This window comes from Klebsiella sp. DY2415, assembly GCF_026314315.1.
Taxonomy (GTDB): domain Bacteria; phylum Pseudomonadota; class Gammaproteobacteria; order Enterobacterales; family Enterobacteriaceae; genus Klebsiella; species Klebsiella ornithinolytica.
The window spans coordinates 3650198-3669240 of record NZ_CP111115.1 but is presented as its reverse complement, the minus strand read 5'-3'; the positions used below and the strand labels follow the sequence as shown (position 1 = coordinate 3669240).

14 protein-coding genes are annotated in these 19043 nt (G+C 56.8%); 13 read left to right on the top strand and 1 reads right to left on the bottom strand.

The genetic code is table 11. The features are described from left to right. The first annotated feature begins 55 nt into the window (after positions 1-55). The 9 genes from rpsA to OQV00_RS17425 all read left to right on the top strand — a co-directional run bounded on the left by rpsA (position 56) and on the right by OQV00_RS17425 (position 10751). Entirely contained in the window at positions 56-1729 is a 1674-nt protein-coding gene (gene rpsA / locus OQV00_RS17465; RefSeq protein ID WP_004860074.1) for a 30S ribosomal protein S1, read from the top strand. A gap of 151 nt (positions 1730-1880) precedes the next feature. After that, positions 1881-2168 carry an integration host factor subunit beta gene (ihfB, locus tag OQV00_RS17460; protein WP_004100704.1) on the top strand — a complete coding sequence of 96 codons (288 nt, stop codon included), beginning with the start codon at positions 1881-1883 and terminating at the stop codon, positions 2166-2168. Positions 2169-2377: 209 nt separating this feature from the next. Then, the gene (locus OQV00_RS17455) at positions 2378-4642 is read left to right on the top strand and encodes a ComEC family protein (RefSeq protein ID WP_266279098.1); all 2265 of its coding nucleotides are present in this window, start codon (positions 2378-2380) and stop codon (positions 4640-4642) included. Between the two features lie 36 nt (positions 4643-4678). Next, positions 4679-6427, top strand: a complete 1749-nt coding sequence (msbA, locus tag OQV00_RS17450; RefSeq protein WP_004860079.1) for a lipid A ABC transporter ATP-binding protein/permease MsbA — start codon at positions 4679-4681, stop codon at positions 6425-6427. Then, positions 6424-7404, top strand: a complete 981-nt coding sequence (gene lpxK, locus OQV00_RS17445) for a tetraacyldisaccharide 4'-kinase (RefSeq protein ID WP_032716986.1) — start codon at positions 6424-6426, stop codon at positions 7402-7404. The genes msbA and lpxK overlap by 4 nt, the downstream gene beginning before the upstream one ends. A gap of 55 nt (positions 7405-7459) precedes the next feature. Beyond that, a complete protein-coding gene (locus tag OQV00_RS17440) occupies positions 7460-8689 on the top strand; it encodes a winged helix-turn-helix domain-containing protein (protein ID WP_064357213.1) in 1230 nt (409 codons plus the stop codon). Between the two features lie 101 nt (positions 8690-8790). Further along, positions 8791-8973, top strand: coding sequence for a Trm112 family protein (locus OQV00_RS17435; RefSeq protein WP_004860086.1), 183 nt, complete (start codon positions 8791-8793; stop codon positions 8971-8973). Beyond that, positions 8970-9716 carry a 3-deoxy-manno-octulosonate cytidylyltransferase gene (gene kdsB / locus OQV00_RS17430; RefSeq protein WP_142631658.1) on the top strand — a complete coding sequence of 249 codons (747 nt, stop codon included), beginning with the start codon at positions 8970-8972 and terminating at the stop codon, positions 9714-9716. Before OQV00_RS17435 ends, kdsB begins: the two co-directional genes overlap by 4 nt. 141 nt (positions 9717-9857) lie before the next feature. Continuing rightward, complete coding sequence (locus tag OQV00_RS17425) at positions 9858-10751, top strand: YcbJ family phosphotransferase (RefSeq protein ID WP_048023144.1); 894 nt, start codon at positions 9858-9860, stop codon at positions 10749-10751. Here the strand turns inward: OQV00_RS17425 and elyC are convergent. Then, positions 10728-11507, bottom strand: coding sequence for an envelope biogenesis factor ElyC (elyC, locus tag OQV00_RS17420; protein ID WP_004860091.1), 780 nt, complete (start codon positions 11505-11507; stop codon positions 10728-10730). The genes OQV00_RS17425 and elyC overlap by 24 nt on opposite strands. A 121-nt stretch (positions 11508-11628) precedes the next feature. Between elyC and cmoM the strand changes: the two genes are divergently transcribed. The 4 genes from cmoM to mukB are packed head-to-tail and all read left to right on the top strand — an operon-like array spanning position 11629 to position 18867. After that, positions 11629-12408, top strand: a complete 780-nt coding sequence (gene cmoM / locus OQV00_RS17415) for a tRNA uridine 5-oxyacetic acid(34) methyltransferase CmoM (RefSeq protein ID WP_015584790.1) — start codon at positions 11629-11631, stop codon at positions 12406-12408. A 3-nt stretch (positions 12409-12411) separates the two neighbouring features. Continuing rightward, the gene (gene mukF, locus OQV00_RS17410) at positions 12412-13734 is read left to right on the top strand and encodes a chromosome partition protein MukF (protein WP_004860096.1); all 1323 of its coding nucleotides are present in this window, start codon (positions 12412-12414) and stop codon (positions 13732-13734) included. Further along, entirely contained in the window at positions 13715-14419 is a 705-nt protein-coding gene (mukE, locus tag OQV00_RS17405) for a chromosome partition protein MukE (RefSeq protein WP_004860098.1), read from the top strand. The genes mukF and mukE overlap by 20 nt, the downstream gene beginning before the upstream one ends. Then, positions 14419-18867 carry a chromosome partition protein MukB gene (gene mukB, locus OQV00_RS17400; protein WP_004860100.1) on the top strand — a complete coding sequence of 1483 codons (4449 nt, stop codon included), beginning with the start codon at positions 14419-14421 and terminating at the stop codon, positions 18865-18867. Before mukE ends, mukB begins: the two co-directional genes overlap by 1 nt. Positions 18868-19043: the final 176 nt, after the last annotated feature.

Genomic DNA, 19043 nt, shown 5'->3' with positions numbered 1-19043 from the left:
ACCCCATCCGGCACGGAGCCAGGTGGACGTTAAATATGAAACCTGAAGATTAAACATGACTGAATCTTTTGCTCAACTATTTGAAGAATCCTTAAAAACAATCGAAACCCGTCCGGGTTCCATCGTTCGTGGTGTTGTTGTTGCTATCGACAAAGATATCGTACTGGTTGACGCTGGTCTGAAATCTGAGTCTGCCATTCCGGCAGAGCAGTTCAAAAACGCCCAGGGCGAGCTGGAAATCCAGGTCGGTGACGAAGTTGACGTTGCTCTGGATGCAGTAGAAGACGGCTTCGGTGAAACCCTGCTGTCCCGTGAAAAAGCTAAACGTCACGAAGCTTGGATCACGCTGGAAAAAGCTTACGAAGAAGCTGAAACTGTAGTCGGTGTTATCAACGGCAAAGTTAAAGGTGGCTTCACTGTTGAGCTGAATGGTATTCGCGCGTTCCTGCCGGGTTCCCTGGTTGACGTTCGTCCGGTTCGCGACACTCTGCACCTGGAAGGCAAAGAGCTTGAGTTCAAAGTAATCAAGCTGGACCAGAAGCGTAACAACGTTGTTGTATCCCGTCGTGCCGTTATCGAATCCGAAAACAGCGCAGAACGCGATCAGCTGCTGGAAAACCTGCAGGAAGGCATGGAAGTCAAAGGTATCGTTAAGAACCTCACTGACTACGGCGCATTCGTTGATCTGGGCGGCGTTGACGGCCTGCTGCACATCACCGACATGGCGTGGAAACGCGTTAAGCACCCGAGCGAAATCGTAAACGTTGGCGACGAAATCACTGTTAAAGTGCTGAAGTTCGACCGCGAGCGTACTCGTGTATCTCTGGGCCTGAAACAGCTGGGCGAAGATCCGTGGGTAGCTATCGCTAAGCGTTATCCGGAAGGTACCAAACTGACCGGTCGCGTGACCAACCTGACCGACTACGGCTGCTTCGTTGAAATCGAAGAAGGCGTTGAAGGCCTGGTTCACGTTTCCGAAATGGATTGGACCAACAAAAACATCCACCCGTCCAAAGTTGTTAACGTTGGCGACGTAGTGGAAGTTATGGTTCTGGATATCGACGAAGAACGTCGTCGTATCTCCCTGGGTCTGAAGCAGTGCAAAAACAACCCGTGGCAGCAGTTTGCGGAAACCCACAACAAGGGCGACCGTGTTGAAGGTAAAATCAAGTCTATCACTGACTTCGGTATCTTCATCGGCCTGGACGGCGGCATCGACGGCCTGGTTCACCTGTCTGACATCTCCTGGAACGTTGCAGGCGAAGAAGCAGTTCGTGAATACAAAAAAGGCGACGAAATCGCAGCAGTTGTTCTGCAGGTTGACGCAGAGCGTGAGCGTATCTCTCTGGGCGTTAAACAGCTCGCAGAAGATCCGTTCAACAACTGGGTTGCACTGAACAAGAAAGGCGCAATCGTAAACGGTAAAGTCACTGCAGTTGACGCTAAAGGCGCAACCGTAGAACTGGCTGACGGCGTTGAAGGTTACCTGCGCGCTTCTGAAGCTTCCCGTGACCGCGTTGAAGATGCAACTCTGGTTCTGAGCGTTGGCGACGACGTTGAAGCTAAATTCACCGGCGTTGATCGTAAAAACCGTGCAATCAGCCTGTCTGTTCGTGCTAAAGACGAAGCTGATGAGAAAGATGCAATCGCAACTGTTAACAAACAGGAAGATGCAAACTTCTCTAACAACGCAATGGCTGAAGCTTTCAAAGCAGCTAAAGGCGAGTAATCTTAGTCATTCAGGTTACAACAACCTGAATTACGACGAGTTTACTTGACAGATTGCAGGATTCGTCCTGTAATCAAGCACAAAGGGCGGCTACGGCCGCCCTTGTTTAAAGCAGTTAGCTAATTTTGCCTTGAAGGAAACCGGAGGAATAATGACCAAGTCAGAATTGATAGAAAGACTTGCCAGCCAGCAATCTCACATTCCTGCGAAAGCGGTCGAAGATGCTGTTAAAGAAATGCTGGAACATATGGCCTCAACGCTTGCTCAAGGTGAGCGCATTGAAATCCGCGGTTTCGGCAGCTTCTCTTTGCATTATCGAGCACCTCGCACCGGGCGTAACCCGAAGACTGGCGATAAAGTCGAACTGGAAGGTAAGTACGTTCCGCACTTTAAGCCTGGGAAAGAATTACGCGACCGCGCCAATATTTACGAAGAGTAAGTTTCGCACAGCCGCGACAACGTACTCCGATGATAAAAAAAGCACCTTTGCGGTGCTTTTTTTATGCCTCCGGTTTGCCCCGCCTCACAGCAACATCTTCGTTTTGCTGCAACCCCGTAGGTTTTGCGGAAGCCGAAATCCATACCCGGCCGCCGACCGCTGACGACCTTTAGCTTTCACGCGATACTCTCCGTCAACAGGGAGGGGACATGCGTTTATCACAGCTTGCCGGGTGCGTGGTTGTCGGGATCTGCCCACTGCTGTTCTTGCCAGAACTGCCCACACCGCTCGCCGTTCAGGTCATTATCGGCGGCGCGATCCTGATGTCGCTTTACCGCTGGAGGCCATTGCGTTACCTGGCGTTGACCATGCTGTTTTTTGCCTGGGGTGTGCTGAGCGCGCGTCAGGTGCTGTGGCCGATGCAGGTGCTACCCGGTGGCAACCGGCAGGTTGAAATTAAGCTAACGGCCGTCGAAGGTGAGACCACCTACCAGGGAAATATTCTCCGTTTTAACGGGCAGAGGTTATGGCCGGCGCCAGGGGTAACTCTTTATGGTAATGCGCTGCCCGACCTGCCGTGTGCCGGGCAGCGCTGGAAGATGACCGTCCGTCTTCGCCCGGTCCATAGTCAGCTCAACGTAGGGGGCTTTGACGGCCAGCGTTTTGCCCTGGCGCAACATCGTTCGCTAACCGGGCGCTTTACGTCGGCCGAAGCATCAGACCTGACGTGCAGCTACCGCGCTCGCTATCTGGCATCGCTGGAACGTACTCTCGACGCTTTTCCCTGGCAGTCGGTGATACTCGGGCTCGGGATGGGCGAGAGACTGGTTGTACCGCGGGATATCAAACGTCTGATGCAGGAGACCGGTACCTCACACCTGATGGCGATTTCGGGGTTGCATATTGCGTTAGGCGCCATACTCGGTGGACTGGTGGTTCGGGGGCTGCAATTCTTTTTCCCGTGCCGATGGATTGGCTGGAGAATGCCGTTACTTATCGGTCTGGGCTGCGCGCTATTTTATGCCTGGCTGACCGGTATGCAGCCGCCTGCGCTGCGGACCTGCGTAGCCCTGAGCTGCGTGGTGGGCCTACGGCTATCTGCCAGACGCTGGTCGTCCTGGCAAATCTGGCTCTGTTGTATTGGCGCTATCTTATTCGCCGATCCGCTGGCGGTGTTGTCTGATAGTCTGTGGCTGTCCATCTTCGCCGTCGCAACGCTGATTTTCTGGTATCAGCTGGTGCCGCTGCAGCGGCATACGTGGCGCTGGCCGTGGCGCGAAGGGCTTGCTTTAGGCCATCTGCAGCTTGGGCTGATGTTTCTGCTATTGCCAATTCAGATTCTCCTTTTCCACGGCATCAGCCTGACCGCCTGGGTAGCAAATCTGATAGCCGTACCGTTGGTCACCTTTGCGGTTGTTCCCACGATTCTGCTGGCGATGCTGCTGCATCTCAGCGGACCTGTCGTGGTTGAAATGGCGGTGTGGTGGCTGGCCGACCGCCTGCTGGCAGCACTATTCTGGTTTTTGCATCTGCTGCCGCAGGGCTGGCTCAGTCTGGATTTTCGCTGGGCGGGGCTCAGCGCGTTGCCCTGGCTGATACTGCTGGTGTGGCGTTTTCATGCCTGGCGTTCGCTACCGGCGCTTTGTCTTAGCAGCACGCTGCTGCTGAGCTGGCCCTTCTGGCGCCATGGAGCGAAAGATGAATGGCGGGTCACGATGCTGGACGTCGGGCAGGGGCTGGCTATGGTCATTGAGCGCGAGGGGGCGGCAATCCTCTATGATACCGGACTGGCCTGGCCCGATGGTGATAGCGGTCAGCAGATTATTATTCCCTGGCTACGCTGGCATCACCTGCGCCCGGAGGGCGTTGTGTTGAGCCATGAACACCTTGACCACCGCGGCGGTCTCAATTCGCTGCTGAAGGCCTGGCCCGAGCTCTGGATCCGCAGTCCGCTGGGCTGGCGGGGGCATCTTCCCTGTCGACGAGGCGAAAGCTGGCGATGGCGTGGATTAACTTTTCGCGTGCTGTGGCCGCTGCCGGATTCCAGCCTGACGGGCAATAACCGCTCCTGCGTGGTCCGTATTGATGACGGCAAGCAGAGCATTCTACTGACCGGAGATATTGAAATTCCGGCAGAACGGGCCATGCTGAGCCACTACTGGCAACATCTTGCGTCTACACTTATCCAGGTTCCGCACCACGGGAGTCATACCTCTTCTGCGCTTGCCTTATTGCAGCGGGTCGGTGGCGCGGCGGCGCTGGCTTCGGCCTCGCGATATAATGCCTGGCGTATGCCTGCGGCTAAAGTGGTGCAGCGCTACCGTCAGCAGGGCTATCGATGGCTCGATACGCCGCATCAGGGACAAATTACGGTTATTTTTTCTCCAGAAGGTTGGCAAATCCAAAGCTTACGAGATCAACTTTTACCGCGTTGGTATCATCAGTGGTTTGGCGAGACCGTGGATAACGGGTAGAATATGCGGCTATTTCAACATAAGCTGGTTTATTGAATGCAGAATGATAAAGATCTCTCCACGTGGCAGACCTTCCGCCGCCTCTGGCCGCTTATTGCGCCATTTAAAACCGGACTGATCGTCGCGGCAGTTGCGTTAGTCTTTAACGCCGCTAGTGATACCTTCATGCTATCGCTTCTTAAACCGTTACTGGATGATGGTTTTGGTAAAACGGATCGCTCAGTGCTGCTATGGATGCCGCTGGTCGTGATTGGGTTGATGTTACTGCGTGGCGTCACCAGCTATATTTCGAGCTACTGTATCTCGTGGGTTTCAGGCAAAGTCGTCATGACAATGCGCCGCCGTCTGTTCAGCCATATGATGGGGATGCCCGTCTCCTTCTTTGATAAACAGTCCACGGGTACCTTGCTGTCACGCATTACCTATGATTCCGAACAGGTGGCGTCATCCTCTTCCAGCGCCTTGATTACCGTCGTGCGCGAAGGCGCCTCGATCATCGGTCTGTTTGTGATGATGTTCTATTACAGCTGGCAGCTGTCGCTGATTCTGATCGTCCTGGCCCCCATCGTCTCGATGGCGATTCGCGTGGTATCGAAGCGTTTTCGTAATATCAGCAAGAATATGCAAAACACCATGGGGCAGGTGACCACCAGCGCAGAGCAGATGCTGAAAGGGCATAAAGAAGTGCTGATGTTTGGCGGTCAGGCGGTAGAAACCAAACGTTTTGATAAGGTCAGCAACAAAATGCGCTTGCAGGGGATGAAAATGGTCTCTGCGTCGTCTATTTCTGACCCGGTTATTCAGCTGATTGCGTCACTGGCGCTGGCATTTGTTCTCTATGCCGCCAGCTTCCCGAGCGTCATGGAAACGTTAACTGCCGGTACCATCACCGTCGTCTTCTCCTCGATGATCGCGTTGATGCGCCCGCTGAAGTCGCTGACTAACGTCAATGCTCAGTTCCAGCGCGGGATGGCCGCCTGCCAGACGCTGTTTGCGATTCTTGATTCCGAACAGGAAAAAGACGAAGGCAAGCTGGTTATCGAGCGGGCGAAGGGCAACCTGGAATTCAAAGACGTCACCTTTACCTATCCGGGCCGTGAAACGCCGGCGCTGCGAAATATCAACCTCAACATCCAGGAAGGTAAAACGGTCGCCCTGGTCGGGCGTTCGGGGTCGGGTAAATCGACCATCGCCAGCCTGATTACGCGCTTTTACGATATCGATAACGGCCAGATTTTGCTGGATGGCCACGATCTGCGTGAATACACTCTGGCATCCCTGCGCGATCAGGTGGCGCTGGTGTCGCAAAACGTTCATCTGTTCAACGATACCGTGGCCAACAACATTGCCTATGCGCGCACGGAAGAGTACAGCCGTGAGCAGATCGAAGAAGCGGCGCGTATGGCCTACGCGATGGACTTTATCAGCAAAATGGATAATGGCCTCGATACCGTTATCGGTGAGAACGGCGTACTGCTCTCCGGCGGTCAGCGTCAGCGTATTGCCATCGCGCGTGCGCTGCTGCGTAACAGCCCGATTCTGATTCTGGACGAAGCGACATCGGCGCTGGATACCGAGTCTGAACGCGCGATCCAGGCCGCCCTCGACGAACTGCAGAAAAACCGCACTTCGCTGGTGATTGCCCACCGTCTTTCCACCATCGAACAAGCCGATGAAATTGTGGTGGTGGAAGATGGCCGCATTGTCGAGCGCGGTAGCCATGCCGATCTGCTGGAACACCGCGGCGTGTACGCCCAGCTACATAAGATGCAGTTTGGCCAATGATTGCGCGCATCTGGTCCGGTGAGTCGCCCGTATGGCGACTCTTGCTGCCGCTCTCCTGGCTCTATGGCCTGGTGAGCGGGCTGATCCGCCTCAGCTATCGGCTGGGGCTGAAGAAAGCCTGGCGAGCGCCGGTTCCGGTGGCGGTGGTGGGGAATCTCACCGCCGGAGGCAACGGCAAAACGCCGGTGGTCATCTGGCTGGTGGAACAGCTCCAGCAGCGCGGTATCCGCGTTGGCGTCGTTTCCCGCGGTTATGGCGGGAAAGCGGCGAGCTATCCGTTACTGCTCAGCAATGACACCAGTACCGCGGAAGCCGGCGATGAACCGGTACTCATTTTTCAACGCACCGGCGCGCCGGTTGCGGTCTCGCCAGCGCGTCGTGAGGCGGTGCAGGCGCTGCTTCATGCACATGATTTGCAGCTCATTATCACCGATGATGGCCTGCAGCACTACAAGCTGGCGCGGGACAAAGAAATTGTGGTAATTGATGGCGAGCGCCGTTTTGGCAATGGCTGGTGGCTACCGGCCGGGCCGATGCGTGAACGCGCGTCACGTTTACGCAGCGTCGACGCCATCATTGTTAACGGCGGCATCGCGCAGGCGGGGGAAATTCCCATGCAGCTGCGACCCGGACTGGCGGTAAATTTACGCAGCGGCGAACGGCGTGACGTGGCTTCTTTCGATAATGTCGTTGCCATGGCCGGGATCGGTCATCCGCCGCGCTTTTTCGCCACGCTGGAAAGCTGCGGCGTCCTGCCGGTAAAAACCGTCGCGCTTGCCGATCACCAGGCATTGACTCAGGCGAGCGTTTCCGCCCTTGTGAATCCACAGCAAACGCTGCTGATGACCGAGAAAGATGCGGTGAAATGTCGTGGGTTTGCCGAAGCAAACTGGTGGTATTTACCTGTCGACGCCATAATGACGGATGAACGCGCACAGCAGCTGCTGACGGAACTGGTGACGCTGGCGCAACGTTAGTTCTGCCACGTTCGCTTCAATAACGCTGTGCCGGAGTCCTTTACGGAGAACCTGCATGTCGGTACTACAACTGTCGCTTAAAGAAGCCCGTCATCTCCATCTTGCGGCGCAGGGATTGCTGAAGAAGCCCCGGCGACGTGCCCGCGCCAGCGATATTCTGTCAACTATTCAGCAGATGTCATTGCTGCAAATCGATACCATCAACGTCGTTGCCCGCAGCCCTTATCTTGTGCTTTTTAGCCGTCTTGGCAGCTATCCGCAAAGCTGGCTGGAGGACGCCCTGCGCAGCGGGGAGCTGATGGAATACTGGGCTCATGAAGCCTGTTTCCTGCCCCGTAGCGACTTTGCCCTGGTGCGCCACCGTATGCTGACGCCCGATAATATGGGCTGGAAGTATCACAAGGCGTGGATGACGGAACATGCTGACGATATTCGGCTGCTGCTGGAGCATATCGCGCAGAATGGTCCGGTTCGTTCGGCCGACTTTGAACATCCGCGCAAAGGCGCCAGCGGCTGGTGGGAGTGGAAACCGCACAAGCGCCATCTGGAAGGCCTGTTTACCGCAGGTAAAGTGATGGTGGTGGAGCGGCGTAACTTCCAGCGGGTGTACGACCTGACGCATCGCGTCATGCCGCACTGGGACGATGAGCGCGATGCGCTGACGCAGCCGCAGGCGGAGGCGTTAATGCTGCGCAACAGTGCCCGGAGCCTCGGCATTTTTCGCCCCCAGTGGCTGGCTGATTACTATCGTCTCCGCCAGCCCGCTTTGCCGACGCTGCTGGCGAGCTGGCAGGAGGAGGGCACGGTGGTCCCGGTGAAGGTCGAGGAACTGGGCGACATGTGGCTCCACCACGAAGCGCTCGGGCAGCTGGAATCGGCGCCCGGCGGTAAACTCGCCGCCAGCCATAGCGCGGTACTCTCGCCATTTGACCCGGTAGTCTGGGACCGTAAACGCGCTGAGCAACTCTTCAATTTCAGCTATCGCCTCGAGTGCTACACGCCGGCGCCGAAGCGTCAGTATGGCTACTTTGTTCTGCCGCTGCTGCACCAGGGAAAACTGGTGGGCAGAATGGACAGCAAGGTGCATCGGAAAACCGGGGTTCTGGAGGTTTTTTCGCTGTGGCTGGAAGAGGGGATCAGGGTCACCTCGGGGCTGGAGAAAGGGTTGCTCCGGGCGATTGAAGAGTTTGCCATCTGGCAGTCGGCTCAACGTATCACCTGCGGTCGTCTGCCGCCGGGGCTTTTCTCCGACCGTCAGCAGGGCTGGGAGATTTCCCCGGTCTGAACAAGACCACACCCCGCTCAGCCTTTGCCGCAAACGGATCCCTGAGTTTGCCATCATGTGATATGCTGCTGCGGAATCTATTCGGTCCATCAGGAGGAATCATGGATCACCGTTTACTAGAAATCATCGCCTGTCCTGTCTGCAACGGCAAACTGTACTACAGCCAGGATAAGCAAGAGCTGATCTGCAAAATTGACAGCCTGGCCTTTCCTTTCCGTGAAGGCATTCCCGTCTTGCTGGAAACCGAAGCCCGCGCATTAGCCGTGGGAGAGAGCCATTCATGAGTTTCGTGGTCATCATTCCTGCACGTTTTGCCTCCACGCGTCTGCCGGGCAAGCCCCTACAGGATATCAACGGTAAGCCGATGATCGTTCATGTTCTCGAGCGCGCGCGCGAATCCGGGGCCGATCGCATTATCGTCGCGACGGATCATGACGATGTTGCGCGTGCGGTCGAAGCTGCCGGCGGCGAAGTGTGCATGACGCGTGCGGACCATCAATCCGGCACCGAGCGTCTGGCCGAAGTTGTTGAAAAGTGTGGCTTCAGTGATGACACGATCATCGTCAATATCCAGGGCGATGAGCCGATGATCCCGCCGGCGATCGTCCGCCAGGTGGCGGACAATCTGGCGGCCAATACCTGCGGTATGGCCACGCTCGCCGTTCCGATTCACGACGCTGAGGAAGCATTTAATCCGAATGCCGTGAAAGTGGTGATGGATGAGCAGGGCTATGCGCTCTACTTCTCCCGCGCCACCATTCCATGGGATCGCGATCGCTTTGCGCAATCACGCGAAACTATCGGCGATACGCTGCTACGTCATATCGGTATTTACGGTTATCGTGCCGGCTTTATCCGTCGCTACGTCAGCTGGTCGCCGAGCCCGCTGGAACAGATCGAAATGCTGGAGCAGCTGCGGGTGCTGTGGTACGGCGAAAAAATCCATGTCGCGGTGGCCGAAGTTGTGCCTGGAACCGGTGTCGATACACCGGAAGATCTGGAGCGCGTGCGCGCAGAGCTGCGTTAATCCGTTCATCCCCTCCGTCGTGAGGGGATATCTTCACGCTATTTTTCCATACTTTTTCCCTCAATTTTTGATCTCACCTGATGACATCCCTGCGGCTGGCGCTCATTATAAAACCAGTAGTATTCACAGGGGTAATCAGAGATGGAACAGCTGCGAACCGAACTTAGCCACCTGCTGGGAGAGAAACTGAGCCGCGTGGAGTGTATCAGCGAGAAACCCTCCTCGGCACTGTGGTCGCTTTATGACGCGCAGGGAAACCCGCTGCCGCTGTTGGCGAGAAGTTTTACCACGCCAGGGATTGCCCGCCAGCTGGCGTGGAAAATCTCAATGCTGGCGCGCAGCGGTACCGTGCGCATGCCGGTGGTCTATGGGGTGTTGACGCATGAAGAACATCCTGGCCCGGACGTGTTGCTGATTGAGCGGCTGCGCGGAGTCTCTGCGGAAGCGCCGGCCCGTACGCCGGCGCGCTGGGAACAGCTGCAGGAGCAGATCGTGGAAGCTCTTCTGGCATGGCACCGGCACGATAGCGGCGGCTGCGTCGGCATGGTGGACAGCACCCAGGAAAACCTGTGGCCGCACTGGTATCGCCAGCGGGTTGAGATGCTGTGGAGTACCCTTAATTTGTATCAGGATACCGGCCTGACGATGCAGGATAAACGAATTCTGTTCCGCGCCCGCGCGTGCCTTCCGGATTTATTGAAAGATTTTAATGATAACTGCGTGCTGGTACACGGCAGCTTCACGCTGCGCAGCATGCTGAAGGATGCGCGTAGCGATCAGCTGCTGGCGATGGTCGGGCCGGGGATGATGTTGTGGGCGCCGCGAGAATATGAACTGTTTCGCCTGTCCGACGGAGGACAGGCGGAGCAACTGCTGTGGCGCTATTTGCGCCGTGCGCCGGTGGCCGAATCTTTCCTGTGGCGACGCTGGCTCTATCTGCTGTGGGATGAGGTGGATAATCTGGTCAATACCGGGCGTTTTGACCGCGCCCGGTTTGACCTGGCCGCTAAATCAATTCTCCCCTGGCTCGCCTGAGGCGCCTTTTAACCATTGCCAGATGCGCCCCAGCGTTTCGTAGCCGACGCGATCGCTGTGCATCAGCCAGACGGGGGAAGGGATCGCCTGTTCCCACGGATTGAGCGGTGACGCGATCGCCAGCTGATTGGCGGGTGCCGGCAGCGGGTTTAGCCCGACATGCTGGAAGAAAATCATCGCCCGGGGTAAATGCGATGCGGAAGTCACCAGCAGGAACGGCGCATCGCCGATGGCCTGTTTCACCGCTTCGGCTTCTTCTTCGGTATCTTTGGGTTTATCCAGAACGATAATTTCGCTGCGCGGTATCCCCAGACTCTCCGCAACTCTGGCGCCGGCTTCTGCCGTGCTGACGGGATTTGTTTTCGCCGCTGCGCCGGTAAAGATGAGTTTTGCGCCCGGGTTCTCATACCACAGGCGGATTCCCTCCGTCAGCCGCGGCAGGCTGTTGTTGATGAGATTTGAACTGGGCGCCCAGTCCGGATTCCAGGTGTAGCCCCCGCCAAGTACGACGACGTACTGCACGCGTCCGGCATCGCGCCACGTCGGGTATTTATCCTCGATTGGTTTGAGCAAACTATCGGCTACCGGTTGCAGGCTCAACAATAGCAACAGCAGCCAGCCGAGGCTGACGCAGAGCTTGCCGGTGCGCTGGAAACGGCTAAACCACAGTAACGCGATTCCGACCGCCATCAGCAGCAGCAGCAGGGGAAGCGGCAGCATCATGCCGCCTAAATACTTTTTCAGTGTAAAAAGCATGCCAGATGGGTCCTTTTTTAACCATATAACCAAAGTTATGTCCGGATCTTATAACAGATCGCTTCATTCTCAGCGTGGGTATGACAAAATAGCGGCTTTGTGTTGGCAGGTGGAACCGTCCGTGAAAGATCGTAATTTCGATGACATGGCTGAAAAGTTTTCGCGCAATATTTACGGCACCACCAAGGGCGAACTGCGTCAGGCCATTCTGTGGCAGGATCTGCAACCGCTGTTAAGCCAGCTGGGGCCAGGGCCGCTTCGGGTTCTTGACGCCGGCGGTGGCGAAGGGCAAACGGCGGTAAAAGTCGCGGAAATGGGCCACCATGTGACGTTATGCGATCTTTCGGCTGAAATGGTCGCGCGCGCCCGGCAGGCTGCTGCCGATAAAGGTGTGATCGACAACATGCATTTTGTACAATGCGCCGCTCAGGATATTGCGCAGCATTTGGAAAGCCCGGTCGATCTGATACTGTTTCATGCGGTGCTGGAGTGGGTGGCCAAGCCGCAGGAGATGCTGCGAACGCTGTGGTCGGTTTTACGGCCCGGCGGTGCGTTATCGTTAATGTTCTACAATGCTAACGGTCTGTTGATGCATAACATGGTCGTCGGGAACTTCGACTACGTACAACTCGGCATGCCGAAAAAGAAAAAACGCACGCTGTCGCCGGACTATCCGCGTTCCCCGCAGCAGGTTTATGGCTGGCTGGAAGAGCAGGGCTGGCACATTACCGGTAAAACCGGCGTGCGGGTGTTTCATGATTATCTGCGTGAAAAACGCAAACAGCGCGACAATTTTGCGGCGCTGCTGGAGCTGGAGACGCGCTACTGCCGCCAGGAGCCGTATATCAGCCTGGGTCGCTACATTCATGTCACAGCGCTTAAGCCGCAGATGCAAGGATAAACTATGAGTGAATTTTCCCAGACAGTCCCCGAACTGGTTGCCTGGGCCAGAAAAAATGATTTTTCTATTTCGCTGCCGGTAGACAGACTCTCGTTTCTGCTGGCGGTTGCTACGCTGAACGGCGAGCGGCTCGAAGGGGAAATGACCGAGGGAGAACTGGTGGATGCGTTCCGCCACGTCAGTGATGCGTTTGAGCAGACCAGCGAAACCATCAGCCAGCGCGCCAATAATGCGATCAACGATATGGTGCGCCAACGTCTGCTGAACCGCTTTACCAGCGAAATCACGGAAGGCAATGCAATTTATCGCCTGACGCCGTTGGGCATCGGGATTACCGACTACTATATTCGCCAACGCGAATTTTCCACTCTGCGTCTGTCGATGCAGCTGTCGATCGTCGCCGGTGAGCTCAAGCGCGCAGCCGACTCGGCAGAAGAGGGCGGCGATGAGTTTCACTGGCATCGCAACGTCTTTGCGCCGCTGAAATATTCGGTTGCTGAGATTTTCGACAGTATCGATCTGACGCAGCGCATCATGGATGAACAGCAGCAGCTGGTCAAAGATGATATCGCTCAGCTGTTAAACAAAGACTGGCGCGCGGCGATCTCCAGCTGTGAGCTGCTGCTGTCAGAAACGTCCGGCACCCTGCGCGAGCTGCAGGATACGCTGGATGCCGCAGGCGATAAGCTGCAGGCTAACCTGCTGAGAATTCAGGATGCGACAATTTCACGCGACGACCTGCATTTTGTCGACCGCTTAGTCTTCGATCTGCAAAGTAAACTGGACCGTATCGTCAGCTGGGGCCAGCAGGCGATTGACCTGTGGATCGGCTACGATCGCCACGTGCACAAATTTATCCGTACCGCTATCGATATGGATAAAAACCGCGTCTTCGCCCAGCGTCTGCGTCAGTCGATCCAGACCTACTTTGACGCCCCGTGGGCGTTGACTCACGCCAGCGCCGATCGTCTGCTGGATATGCGCGATGAAGAGATGGCGCTGCGTGACGAAGAGGTTACCGGGGAGCTCCCGGCGGATCTGGAATACGAAGAGTTTAACGAAATTCGCGAGCAGCTCGCCGCGCTGATTGAAGCGCAGCTGGTGGTTTACAAAGACAAAGGCGTCCCGCTGGACCTCGGTCTGGTGGTGCGCGAATATCTGGCGCAGTATCCGCGAGCTCGCCATTTTGATGTGGCGCGAATCGTCGTCGATCAGGCGGTACGCCTGGGCGTCGCACAAGCAGATTTCACCGGACTGCCGGCAAAATGGCAGCCGATTAATGATTACGGAGCCAAGGTACAGGCGCATGTCATCGACAAATATTGAACAAGTGATGCCAGTTAAACTGGCGCTGGCGTTGGGCAATCCGTTATTTCCGGCGCTGGATAGCGCCCTGCGAGCAGGCCGTCATATCGGCCTGGACGAACTGGATAATCACGCATTTTTGATGGATTTCCAGGATTACCTGGAAGAGTTTTACGCTCGTTATAACGTTGAGCTGATTCGCGCGCCGGAAGGGTTTTTCTATCTGCGCCCGCGCTCCACGACGCTGATTCCGCGCTCGGTGCTCTCCGAGCTGGATATGATGGTCGGCAAAATTCTTTGCTACCTCTATCTCAGCCCGGAACGGCTGGCCAACGAAGGGATCTTTACCCAGCAGGAGCTCTACGACGAGCTTCTGACCCTGGCGGACGAGGCTAAACTGCTGAAGCTGGTGAACAACCGCTCTACCGGATCCGATCTCGACCGCCAGAAGCTACAGGAAAAAATGCGCGCGTCGCTCAACCGTCTGCGCCGCCTGGGCATGGTCTGGTTTATGGGCCATGACAGCAGCAAATTTCGCATCACCGAGTCGGTCTTCCGCTTTGGGGCTGACGTTCGCGTCGGCGACGATCCGCGTGAGGCGCAGCTGCGCATGATTCGCGACGGCGAAGCGATGGCGCTGGAAAACCATCTGCGGCTCCATGACGAGAATGAAGAGAATCAGCCGGATAGCGGGGAGGAAGAGTAATGATTGAACGCGGTAAATTTCGCTCGCTGACGCTGGTTAACTGGAACGGTTTTTTTGCCCGCACCTTTGATCTGGATGAGCTGGTCACCACCCTCTCCGGCGGCAACGGCGCCGGGAAATCGACCACCATGGCGGCTTTCGTCACGGCACTGATTCCGGACCTGACCCTGCTGCACTTCCGCAACACCACCGAAGCGGGGGCCACCAGCGGTTCGCGCGATAAAGGTCTGCACGGGAAGCTGCGGGCCGGAGTGTGTTATTCGGTACTGGACGTGGTCAACTCGCACCACCAGCGCGTGGTCGTGGGCGTGCGCCTGCAGCAGATCGCCGGTCGCGATCGTAAAGTGGATATCAAGCCGTTTGCTATCCAGGGGCTGCCGATGTCCATTCAGCCGACCCAGCTGTTGACGGAAACCCTTAACGAGCGCCAGGCGCGCGTGCTGAGCCTCAACGAGCTGAAAGATAAGCTTGAAGAGATGGAAGGGGTGCAGTTCAAGCAGTTCAACTCGATAACCGATTATCACTCGCTGATGTTCGATCTGGGCGTTGTCGCGCGTCGTCTGCGTTCGGCCTCCGACCGCAGCAAATACTATCGCCTGATTGAAGCCTCGCTGTATGGCGGGATCTCCAACACTATTACCCGCTCGCTGCGCGACTACCTGCTGCCGGAAAACAGCGGCGTACGTAAAGCATTCCAGGATATGGAAGCCGCGCTGCGTGAAAACCGCATGACGCTCGAAGCCATTCGCGTCACCCAGTCCGATCGCGACCTGTTTAAACATCTGATCAGCGAAGCGACGAACTATGTAGCGGCGGACTATATGCGTCACGCCAATGAACGTCGCGTGCATCTGGATAAAGCGCTGGAGTATCGTCGCGATCTCTTTACCTCGCGGGCGCAGCTGGCGGCAGAGCAGTATAAGCACGTCGATATGGCTCGTGAACTGCAGGAACATAACGGCGCAGAAGGCGATCTGGAAGCCGATTATCAGGCTGCCAGCGACCACCTGAATCTGGTACAAACCGCGCTGCGCCAGCAGGAAAAAATCGAGCGTTATGAAGCGGATCTCGATGAACTGCAGATTCGTCTTGAAGAGCAGAATGAAGTCGTCGCCGAAGCGACCGATTTGCAGGAAGAGAACGAAGCTCGCGCAGAGGCCGCTGAACTGGAAGTGGATGAGCTGAAAAGCCAGCTCGCCGACTACCAGCAGGCGCTGGACGTGCAGCAGACCCGCGCGATTCAGTACAACCAGGCGCTGCAGGCGCTGGAACGTGCGAAGGCGCTGTGTCATTTACCGGATTTAACGCCGGAAAGCGCCGACCAATGGTTGGAAACATTCCAGGCCAAAGAGCAAGAAGCGACGGAAAAAATGCTGTCGCTGGAACAAAAAATGAGCGTGGCGCAGACCGCCCACGGCCAGTTTGAGCAAGCTTACCAGCTGGTAGTGGCCATCAATGGCCCGCTGGCGCGTAATGAGGCCTGGGACGTAGCGCGCGAGCTGCTGCGCGATGGCGTCAACCAACGTCACCTCGCCGAGCAGGCACAAGGGCTGCGCAGCCGTCTGACCGAGCTGGAACAACGTCTGCGCGAGCAGCAGGACGCTGAACGCCAGCTGAGCGAATTCTGCAAGCGTCAAGGAAAACGCTACGATATTGACGATCTGGAAGCGCTGCATCAGGAGCTGGAAGCGCGCATCGCCTCCTTATCCGATAGCGTCTCTTCTGCCAGCGAACAGCGCATGAACCTGCGTCAGGAGCTGGAGCAGCTGCAGTCGCGCACTCAGTCTCTGCTGCGTCGGGCGCCGATCTGGCTGGCCGCGCAAAACAGTCTCAACCAGCTCTGCGAACAGAGCGGTGAGCAGTTTGAATCAAGCCAGGATGTCACTGAATATCTCCAGCAGCTGCTGGAGCGCGAGCGCGAAGCCATCGTCGAACGCGACGAAGTGGGCGCCCGTAAACGCGCTATCGACGAAGAGATCGAACGCCTCAGCCAACCGGGAGGGTCTGAAGATCCTCGCCTTAACGCTCTGGCGGAACGTTTTGGTGGCGTACTGCTGTCGGAAATTTATGACGATGTCAGCCTTGAAGACGCCCCGTACTTCTCCGCGCTGTATGGCCCGTCGCGTCACGCGATCGTGGTACCCAATCTGGCGCAGATCGCCGAACAGCTGGAAGGGCTGGAAGATTGTCCGGAAGATCTCTATCTGATCGAGGGCGATCCGCAATCCTTCGATGACAGCGTATTCAGCGTCGATGAGCTGGAAAAAGCGGTTGTCGTTAAGGTGGCCGATCGCCAGTGGCGCTACTCGCGCTTCCCGACGCTGCCGCTGTTTGGCCGCGCCGCGCGTGAAAGCCGCATTGAGAGTCTGCATGCCGAGCGTGAGGATCTGTCAGAGCGTTTTGCGACCCTCTCATTCGACGTGCAGAAAACGCAGCGTCAGCACCAGGCCTTCAGTCGCTTTATCGGTAGCCATCTGGCCGTCGCGTTTGAAGACGATCCGGAAGAAGAGATCCGTAAGCTCAACAGCCGCCGCGGCGAGCTGGAGCGCGCGCTCAACGCGCATGAAAGCGACAACCAGCAGAACCGGGTGCAGTTTGAGCAGGCGAAAGAGGGGGTTTCCGCCCTCAACCGCCTGCTGCCGCGCCTTAACCTGCTGGCGGACGATACGCTGGCCGACCGCGTTGACGAAATCCAGGAACGGCTGGATGAGGCCCAGGAAGCGGCGCGCTTTATTCAACAGTACGGCAATCAGCTGGCAAAACTGGAGCCGATCGTTTCAGTCCTGCAGAGCGACCCGGAACAGTTTGAACAGCTGAAAGAAGACTATGCCTATGCGCAGCAGATGCAGCGCGACGCGCGTCAACAGGCGTTTGCGCTGAGTGAAGTGGTTCAGCGTCGTGCCCACTTCAGCTATTCCGATTCGGCGGAAATGCTGAACGGCAACAGCGACCTCAATGAAAAACTGCGCCAGCGCCTGGAGCAGGCGGAGGCTGAACGTAGCCGCGCCCGCGACGCGATGCGTACCCATTCTGCGCAGCTGAACCAGTACAATCAGGTGCTGGCGTCGCTGAAAAGCTCCTTTGATACCAAAAAAGAGCTGCTCAGCGATCTGTACAAAGAGCTGCAGGATATCGGCGTACGTGCCGATAGCGGCGCGGAAGAGCGTGCGCGTGCGCGCCGCGATCAGCTGCATACGCAGTTAAGCAACAACCGCTCACGCCGGAATCAGCTGGAAAAAGCGCTGACCTTCTGTGAAGCCGAAATGGACAACCTGACCCGCAGGCTGCGTAAACTTGAGCGCGACTACTGTGAAATGCGTGAGCAGGTGGTGAGCGCCAAGGCGGGCTGGTGTGCGGTTATGCGGCTGGTGAAAGATAACGGGGTCGAACGTCGTCTGCATCGCCGCGAGCTGGCCTACCTCTCCGCTGACGAACTACGCTCGATGTCGGATAAAGCGCTGGGTGCGCTGCGTCTGGCCGTAGCGGATAACGAACATCTGCGCGATGTGCTGCGTGTCTCCGAGGATCCGAAACGTCCTGAACGTAAAATTCAGTTCTTTGTCGCGGTCTACCAGCATCTGCGCGAGCGTATCCGTCAGGATATTATCCGCACCGACGACCCGGTAGAAGCGATTGAACAGATGGAAATCGAGCTGAGCCGTCTGACGGAAGAGTTGACCAACCGTGAGCAGAAACTGGCCATCAGCTCCCGCAGCGTGGCCAATATTATTCGCAAAACGATTCAGCGCGAGCAGAACCGCATCCGTATGCTCAACCAGGGGCTGCAAAGCGTCTCCTTCGGCCAGGTCAACAGCGTGCGCTTGAATGTCAACGTGCGGGAAACCCACTCGACGCTGCTTGATGTGCTGTCCGAACAGCACGAGCAGCATCAGGATCTGTTTAACAGCAACCGCCTGAGCTTCTCGGAAGCGCTGGCGAAGCTGTATCAGCGCCTGAACCCGCAGATCGATATGGGACAACGTACGCCGCAGACCATCGGCGAAGAGCTGCTCGACTACCGCAACTATCTGGAGATGGAAGTGGAAGTTAACCGCGGCTCCGACGGCTGGCTGCGTGCAGAATCCGGCGCGCTGTCCACCGGGGAAGCTATCGGTACCGGGATGTCGATTCTGGTGATGGTGGTGCAGAGCTGGGAAGATGAGTCTCGTCGCCTGCGCGGCAAAGACCTGTCACCGTGCCGTCTGCTGTTCCTCGATGAAGCGGCGCGTCTCGATGCCCGCTCTATCGCCACGCTGTTCGAGCTGTGCGAGCGTCTGGAGATGCAGCTGATTATCGCGGCGCCGGAAAACATCAGCCCGGAAAAAGGCACCACCTACAAGCTAGTGCGTAAAGTGTTTAATAACCACGAACACGTCCACGTTGTCGGGCTGCGCGGTTTTGCCGCCCAGCTGCCGGAAACGCTGCCTGGAACGGCGGATGCCTCTTAGCGGTCATCGATCGATAGATAAAAGGGCGACTTGATGTCGCCCTTTTTGTTATCGGATTCGCTAAGTTAACGCTTTATAATCTTTAAACTTCTTTACATTTGGGGAGGCAAAAGCTTTTGCGCCTCTATATACTGAGAGTAAAACCCGGTTTTACGGGCGGCAATGTGACAACAGGG

Bases quoted from the DNA above. Each gene is read 5' to 3' on its own strand.
- kdsB (WP_142631658.1), top strand. From the start codon at position 8,970: ATGAGTTTCGTGGTCATCATTCCTGCACGTTTTGCCTCCACGCGTCTG.
- OQV00_RS17455 (WP_266279098.1), top strand. From the start codon at position 2,378: ATGCGTTTATCACAGCTTGCCGGGTGCGTGGTTGTCGGGATCTGCCCA.
- mukB (WP_004860100.1), top strand. From the start codon at position 14,419: ATGATTGAACGCGGTAAATTTCGCTCGCTGACGCTGGTTAACTGGAAC.
- mukF (WP_004860096.1), top strand. From the start codon at position 12,412: ATGAGTGAATTTTCCCAGACAGTCCCCGAACTGGTTGCCTGGGCCAGA.
- OQV00_RS17435 (WP_004860086.1), top strand. From the start codon at position 8,791: ATGGATCACCGTTTACTAGAAATCATCGCCTGTCCTGTCTGCAACGGC.
- elyC (WP_004860091.1), bottom strand. From the start codon at position 11,507: ATGCTTTTTACACTGAAAAAGTATTTAGGCGGCATGATGCTGCCGCTT.
- rpsA (WP_004860074.1), top strand. From the start codon at position 56: ATGACTGAATCTTTTGCTCAACTATTTGAAGAATCCTTAAAAACAATC.
- OQV00_RS17425 (WP_048023144.1), top strand. From the start codon at position 9,858: ATGGAACAGCTGCGAACCGAACTTAGCCACCTGCTGGGAGAGAAACTG.
- mukE (WP_004860098.1), top strand. From the start codon at position 13,715: ATGTCATCGACAAATATTGAACAAGTGATGCCAGTTAAACTGGCGCTG.
- ihfB (WP_004100704.1), top strand. From the start codon at position 1,881: ATGACCAAGTCAGAATTGATAGAAAGACTTGCCAGCCAGCAATCTCAC.
- OQV00_RS17440 (WP_064357213.1), top strand. From the start codon at position 7,460: ATGTCGGTACTACAACTGTCGCTTAAAGAAGCCCGTCATCTCCATCTT.
- msbA (WP_004860079.1), top strand. From the start codon at position 4,679: ATGCAGAATGATAAAGATCTCTCCACGTGGCAGACCTTCCGCCGCCTC.
- lpxK (WP_032716986.1), top strand. From the start codon at position 6,424: ATGATTGCGCGCATCTGGTCCGGTGAGTCGCCCGTATGGCGACTCTTG.